Annotated in this window: 9 protein-coding genes; 3 read left to right on the top strand and 6 right to left on the bottom strand. The window is 61.8% G+C overall.

The genetic code is table 11. The features are described 5' to 3' along the window. Window positions 1-133 precede the first annotated feature (133 nt). Window positions 134-370 (bottom strand): hypothetical protein, encoded by a 237-nt coding sequence (locus AAFX91_RS37525; RefSeq protein ID WP_394569861.1) that lies wholly within the window; start codon window positions 368-370, stop codon window positions 134-136. Window positions 371-675: 305 nt separating this feature from the next. Between AAFX91_RS37525 and AAFX91_RS37520 the strand changes: the two genes are divergently transcribed. Both AAFX91_RS37520 and AAFX91_RS37515 read left to right on the top strand, forming a co-directional pair. Further along, complete coding sequence (locus AAFX91_RS37520; RefSeq protein WP_394569860.1) at window positions 676-1,623, top strand: DUF817 domain-containing protein; 948 nt, start codon at window positions 676-678, stop codon at window positions 1,621-1,623. Between the two features lie 188 nt (window positions 1,624-1,811). Continuing rightward, the gene (locus tag AAFX91_RS37515; protein WP_394569859.1) at window positions 1,812-2,285 is read left to right on the top strand and encodes a hypothetical protein; all 474 of its coding nucleotides are present in this window, start codon (window positions 1,812-1,814) and stop codon (window positions 2,283-2,285) included. Window positions 2,286-2,407: 122 nt separating this feature from the next. Here the strand turns inward: AAFX91_RS37515 and AAFX91_RS37510 are convergent, their stop codons facing one another. From AAFX91_RS37510 to AAFX91_RS37490, 5 genes are all read right to left on the bottom strand, one after another. Continuing rightward, on the bottom strand, window positions 2,408-2,779 hold the full coding sequence (locus AAFX91_RS37510) for a hypothetical protein (protein WP_394569858.1): 372 nt from the start codon (window positions 2,777-2,779) through the stop codon (window positions 2,408-2,410). Window positions 2,780-2,938: 159 nt separating this feature from the next. Next, complete coding sequence (locus tag AAFX91_RS37505; RefSeq protein WP_394569857.1) at window positions 2,939-3,511, bottom strand: histidine phosphatase family protein; 573 nt, start codon at window positions 3,509-3,511, stop codon at window positions 2,939-2,941. A 13-nt stretch (window positions 3,512-3,524) separates the two neighbouring features. Next, entirely contained in the window at window positions 3,525-4,013 is a 489-nt protein-coding gene (locus tag AAFX91_RS37500) for a hypothetical protein (RefSeq protein WP_394569856.1), read from the bottom strand. A 6-nt stretch (window positions 4,014-4,019) separates the two neighbouring features. Then, the gene (locus AAFX91_RS37495; protein ID WP_394569855.1) at window positions 4,020-4,376 is read right to left on the bottom strand and encodes a DUF6152 family protein; all 357 of its coding nucleotides are present in this window, start codon (window positions 4,374-4,376) and stop codon (window positions 4,020-4,022) included. Between the two features lie 250 nt (window positions 4,377-4,626). After that, entirely contained in the window at window positions 4,627-5,193 is a 567-nt protein-coding gene (locus tag AAFX91_RS37490; RefSeq protein WP_282532246.1) for a hypothetical protein, read from the bottom strand. A gap of 181 nt (window positions 5,194-5,374) precedes the next feature. Here AAFX91_RS37490 and AAFX91_RS37485 point away from each other — a divergent pair, with 181 nt between their 5' ends. Continuing rightward, complete coding sequence (locus AAFX91_RS37485; RefSeq protein WP_394569854.1) at window positions 5,375-6,190, top strand: lytic transglycosylase domain-containing protein; 816 nt, start codon at window positions 5,375-5,377, stop codon at window positions 6,188-6,190. Window positions 6,191-6,498: the final 308 nt, after the last annotated feature.

Genomic DNA, 6,498 nt, shown 5'->3' with positions numbered 1-6,498 from the left:
CATGCGCTCCGTCTATCAAACGGAGCAGCCCCTTCCAACTAAGCACGTGGTCCCACAATCGGGGTCCATTTCAGACGAAGGCCCGCCGGTTTTGTCTCCCGAATATGCTCTACGAAGGTCGACGGGCGGCTGCCTATTTCCTCTTCACCCCGACCCGCTCGATTTTCTTGATCGCGAGCGGCGGCCGGCCGGATTTCTCGGCGATCTCGCGGTCCTGCTCGAGGATGTAGCCGCGCGCCGGCTCGTCGCCGTCGAGGCCGCCAAGCAACTCGGCGGGCACGCGCCGGTTGGAGCGTTGCGAGCCGTCTTCATAGAAGACATTGAAAAAGGCGAACTCGCCTTTGGGATTGGTCCCGGGTTTCTTGGCCATGGCGGCTTGTCGTCGATCAGGGCTCCGCTGTCAAAGAAAATAACGGGCGTTGCTGCGACTGCCTGCCCCGCAGCAATGAATGTGAGCTTCCCCCCGCGCGAGGAACGCGTGCTAGAGCATGATCCGGAAAAGTGGAAACCGGTTTTCCGAAAAGATCATGCTCAAACAAAGAGATGAGATCATGATCCGATTCCGTCTAATCGGATCATGATCTCGGCGAAATCTGCAAATCTTTGCCCACTTTCGACCGCGTTATGCCGTCAGCTTCGGCAGCCATGCATCACCGCCCGACCCAGCGAGCCGGCATGCCCGAGCCCAACATCAGCGCCGCCGCCATCTGGCCACCGCTTCGCCGATTCATCGCCGGTGAACACCGCCTCGGACTGTTCATGGCGCAGCGGCGATGGTCCGCGGCGCTTTACGAATTCTTTCGCTTCGGCGTGAAGCAGGGATGGGCCTGCCTGTTCGGCGGGATTGCGGTCGCGCTGATGATCGGTACCTGGCGGTTCTATCCGGCAGATGCGGCGCTGCCGCGCTACGACTTTCTCTTGCTCTGCATGATCGCCGTCCAGGCCGTGCTGCTCGCGACCCGGCTGGAGACGCTGGAGGAGGCGAAGATCATCCTGATCTATCACGTCGTCGGCACGGTGATGGAGATCTTCAAGACGTCGGTCGGCTCCTGGATCTATCCGGAGCCGAGCTTTTTCAGGATTGGCGGCGTGCCGCTCTTCACCGGCTTCATGTATTCCTGCATCGGCAGCTATCTCTGCCGGGTCTGGCGGCTGTTCGATTTCCGCTTTTTTGACCATCCGCGGCGGTTGAGCCTGATCCTGCTCAGCATGGCGATCTACGTCAATTTCTTCAGCCACCATTTCGTGCCTGATGCGCGTTGGCTGCTGTTCGGCGCCGCTGCATGGCTGCTCGGCCGCACCACGGTTGGTTTCAAGGTCTGGCGCGAATACCGCTCGATGCCGCTCCTGCTCGGCCTCCTGCTGGTGTCGCTGTTCATCTGGTTCTCCGAAAATATCGGGACCTTCACCAAAATCTGGCTCTACCCCTCACAGCGACACGGCTGGTCGATGGTCTCCTTCGACAAGCTCGGCTCATGGTTTCTGCTGCTCATTGTCAGCTACACGCTGGTGAGCCTGATCAATGCACCGCGCGTAAGCGCGGACGCCAGCAAAGCCACGCCGGTCGAGGGTGAAACCGCGCCGCCAGCGGTCGGCGTGGCCGTGCCGTCAGAGATGGCTTGACGCTGCTGCCGTGCCTTGCGGCGCGACTCTCGCTGATAGGTGAACTCTCGCTGATTAACTCTTCAGAGTCCTCAGTTGGGACGGTAACCACGTTTCGATATTTCCCCGCAAACCTCGTCGCGGTTACCAACCGTCAGGAATTACGGCCTTTGCTCCTCGTCACATCAGCATGGTGACGAGAGATGGTTATGCCTGTCGGACGATACATCGCCTGGGTTGGCGCATCGCTTCTTGCGTTGTTGTACATCGCTGACTGGTGCGCGCCACAATCGTTAACCGAGGCGGCGGGTGAGCCGGTCGAGCGGCCGGCCATCCGGATTGCTTCGCTCGAGCGGCCACCCGAACTTGTCGTCATGGACACCAGCCTGCCCACCATAGTGCCGCCGCCGACGCTGGCCGAAGCTGTGTCGCCAAGCGAACCGCCGCCGGTGCGCGCGGTCGCCGAAGCGCCTCCGCCTCCGCCGGCGGTCGAGACCGAGAAAAAGGCCAAGAAGGTTGTCAAACGGCAGGCGCCGAAGGTTGCGGCGGTGCAGCCGCCATTACCGCTGGCTCCCGCGGTCGCGCCGGCCAGCCCGGCATCGCCGGCCGCTCCGGAGATCAAACTGTCCTTCGCGGATATCATGTCCGGGCAGTTGGTGAAGAACCTGTTCAACCTGCATTGAAGTCGAGGCTAATCCTGCAAGCCTGGTAGCCCGGGTGGAGCGAAGCGCAACCCGGGACGGCTGCGTCAACACTCACCGGCGGCCCCCGGGTTACGCTGGCGCTCCACCCGGGCTACGGCGCTCTAGCTGCCGGACGCCGCCTTGCCCTGGGTTGGCGCCATGGCGGCGACCGTCTGCGCCACGAGTTGGCCGCGCCCGCGTCGCGGGCCGCCGTCGGTCTGCTGCTGTCCCATCGCCATGATCGCCGTGCCCATCGCGCTCGAGCCCAGCGTGACGATGAAGCCGAACAAGAGCAGCCCGAGCGCAACGCCAGGGCTGTCATCGGCCAGAATCAGGTCACGCAGGTGGCCGGGATTGAGCAGCAGCAGGCCGCCGACCAACAACACCGCAACCAAGACGCCGACGGCGAGATTGATCGCAAGCAGCCGAAATAGCGGCGCTCGGAAAACAAGAGACTGGCGCGGCGAGGGCGCCTCTTCCTGCATGTCGCTCATGACGAAATCCTATCGCATTTTCCAGGCGACAGGGACGGCGGCTCAGCCGACAAACCGGCGAATTGAAAAGCCGGAGCCCGGTTCTGACTCATAACCGGCATGGCTCCAGCTTCGTTCCTAAGTCGGGCCCGATCGCGCGCTTGGCGCATCCACGATGCGTCAATCGAGAATCAGGCGACCCACGGGCTTGCTGCCGCCACCCTCGCTTCGGACCACGACAATCTCGCCGCTCGCCGGCGAAACGCCCGTGAGTGCCCGAATATTTGCGCCATGCGTCACGACAAGCAGGATTCCGCTCCCGGTCCATTTGTCGATGACCGCGCGTGCCCCGGCGGTCAGAGCTGCGGTTTGATCGCTGAGCACCACCACGTTGCCGAATGCGGGCTCGACTTCGATCGGCCCCAGTTCCAGCAGCGTTGCAGTGTCAATGCGGCGGCACCAGGGCGAAGAGAGGATTTTCTCGACCGCAATCCCTTCCGACCTGAGCCGCGCACCGATCCTTGCGGCGTCCGCGCGGCCTTTGCTGCTGAGATTGCGCTGCGTGCCGCAGTCATCAATCCTGAACCCGGGCGGGTCGCCTGCGCCACCCGGCGCATCGGCATGCCGCATCAGGGCAACATGCCGGCCTGCGCGCAGCGCGGTCCAGGCCTCAGCTTCGTTGGAGCTCGCGATATCAGGCGCGGCGCAGAGGGTGAGGAGGATTGTGAAAATGGCAAGGCGGATGCGATCCATGGGGCGAAGCCTGTCAAAAATACGCTATAAGACGCCCGGCGCAGACGGCGCCGACCCACAGTACAAGCGACAGCAGCGCTGTGACCTTTGCGCCACCGGACGCTTCGCCTCCCCAGAGCGAAACTTGTCGCCACGGGCCGGAATGCGCGATCATGACATTGACCAGCGCGGCCACGATCAGAAACAGCTTGGCCTGGAACGCAGGATTGCGCACCACATGCGCCGCGTCGGCGCTGAACAGCAGGAAACCCATACCGATCGCGAGAAGAAAACCGACGCGTGACAAAGGCAGCAGCAATTGTGCCATCGGCTGGATCGGAATCGCGCGTCCCAAGCCGAGCAACCTGACATCGAGGGCCAGGATCGATCCCACCAGCACAACGAAGCCGAGGATGTGCAGGATCTCGACCGCGGGATAAAGCGCGGGTGAGTTGCGCATCAGATGCCCGAGCGCGCTTTCCTGCAAGGCCAGGAAGATCGGCGGGGCCGGATGCTGCTCCACGCTGGCCTACCGCAATTCGAAGCGTTTGCCGTCGAGAATGATGTATTCGATCCGGGCCTCGTCCGGATTGCTGGTGTGGGGATAGCCGAACACGGTGCAGGTCTTGCCCGGCGCGATAAGGTCCGGCGTGATTCCGCGATTTTGCATGCGCGAGGGCGGCGCAAGCACGAAGTGCCAGTGCTTGCCGCCAACCTCCATCTCGATCTCGCAGTGCGGATTCTGGAATGCAGATTTCAGGACTTCGCCGGTGACGGTGAACGCCTTGGAGGTGTCGTAACCGCCCCAACCATGATGGGCCATTGCCGCTGCCGGACTAACGGCGGCCGCCAGCGACAGGAAGAAACGACGGGTGATTGATCTCATAAGCCGCCTCCGCAATGAAGGGCAACACCGAGCCGCGCCGCATCCATATAACGCGGTTCGCGCGACCGCTCAAACGTGCACGGGCGCGTAAGGTGCCGTAGTACGCCGAGGAAACGCCAACCGCGCGCGCCAAGCCGCGCGGCAAAAGGTCTCGTTGGCATTTTGACGGAGGTGAGTTTCGCAGGCATGATCTCGCGTTAAAGGCGTTCGCCGAAGAACGCCGCCTCCTGACCGGCCAACCGTGCACTTGCTAGAATTTCCACGGGGAGAAGAATCTGCCCGTGGGCTGGGTTACGCTATTTGCTCCACCAGCTATGCCGCTCCTTAAGATATCCTTGCTGACGGTCTGGCACGGCTTGATGAGTTCCAGAATTTTGTCCGGCGGCTGATTGGCCTTTTGGGCCTCCGCAACAGCGGCGGATAGATTCGAGCAATATTCCAGCGTCTGCTGCTTTTGGGAGGAAGTTATGTCTTGAGCGAAGGCCGTTGTTGTCAGGGACAGGCTGACGCGTTGTGAGGCTCCCGCCCCGAGGCCGTTTGCGCCAGCAGCCACGCAGAAGATAACCAGCGAGTTGAGCACATAGAACACGGCCTTCTGGAGCAGATTTCGCGTTGTCACCAGGACAAGCAATCCAAACACAAAGCTCAGGCTGAGACCGACCCACGCGCGTGGCATCGAGAAATTCACGGTCAGTGCATTCGTGATCATCATCGTCAGTGCACCCGCGACGCCCGGCGTCAACATCGCTTCCGGCGTGAGAAATTGTGACAGCGGATTGCTCGCAGGGGAATTATTTTGAGAATCTGAGTTGCTCATCCTTATCTCCAAAAATCGGCTTAAAGTAATATGTCCCTAACGTAAGCGATCTCCATAAAAAATGCTACCAGAAGTCGTGTCGGCGACTCACGGGAAGGTCGCTCGCCGCGGGCCACATAGGATGCTAGAACCCCGATCGGTGCGGTTACGCGCCATCTTTTTTGGAGGAAAATGCCGAACCATGCGCTACATCCGCGTTGTCGTCCTTGTAATCGTCCTTGGCATTCCCTCCATCTCTGCCCCCGCCTATGCCGCCCGCTGCGGCGGTGACTTCCATGCTTTCATTGCCGGCATTTCGCAGGAAGCGGCCGCGGCCGGCATCTCGCAAAACGTGATCTCGCAGGGGCTCGATGGCGTGCAGCAGGATGCGGGCGTGCTTGCCTTCGACCGGCGCCAGCGTGGCACGTTCCGCAAGAGCTTTGAGCAATATGTCGCGACCCGCGTCGGGCCCGGGCGGATCAACACGGGGCGCGCAATGCTACAGCGTCATGCGGCGCTGCTTGCGAGCATCGAACAGAAGTACGGCGTGCCGCGCCAGATCCTGGTCGCGATCTGGGGATTGGAGACCGATTTCGGCAAGGGCGACATGGGCAAGCTGCCGGTGTTCCGCGTGCTCGCCACGCTCGCGCATGATTGCCGCCGCACCGAGCTGTTCCAGAACGAACTGCTCTCGGCGCTGCAGATCGTGCAGCGCGGCGATCTCCGCCTCAACGACATGATCGGCGCCTATGCCGGCGAGATCGGCCAGACCCAATTCCTGCCGTCGTCCTACATCAAATACGGCGTCGACTTCGACGGCAACGGCCATGTCGATCTCCGCCATAGCGTGCCCGACGTGCTCGCCTCCACCGCGAACCTCCTGCACACCAACGGCTTCAAGATGGGCGCATCTTACGAGGAAGGCAGCGCCAATTTCGAAGCGATGCGCGAATGGAACAGAGCGGTCGTGTACCGCAAGACCATCGGCTATTTCGCCGACCAACTCATGGGCCGATGACGCCGTAGGGTGGGCAAAGCGCAGCTTCGTAGGGTGGGTTAGCGAAGCGTAACCCACCGCCTTTCGCGCGCATGGCCACCGGCGTCATTGCGAGCGCAGCGAAGCAATCCACGTCTCCACAAGCGGCGCTATGGATTGCTTCGCTGCGCTCGCAATGACGATGTGGCTACCTTGCATGCGACAAATCAACCCGACGGGCAAATCACCAAAAGTCTGTCCAGCCCTCTTGCGAAAAACATTCCGCTTTCGCCGTCGGGCAAATCAGTGATTTAACTCCGCGCGTCTCACGGCGGATGAGGGGCGGCTCG

It is taken from the genome of Bradyrhizobium sp. 31Argb (assembly GCF_043638955.1).
Lineage (GTDB): Bacteria > Pseudomonadota > Alphaproteobacteria > Rhizobiales > Xanthobacteraceae > Bradyrhizobium.
The sequence above is the reverse complement of the archived record's forward strand: the minus strand, read 5'-3'. Positions and strand labels throughout refer to the sequence as shown.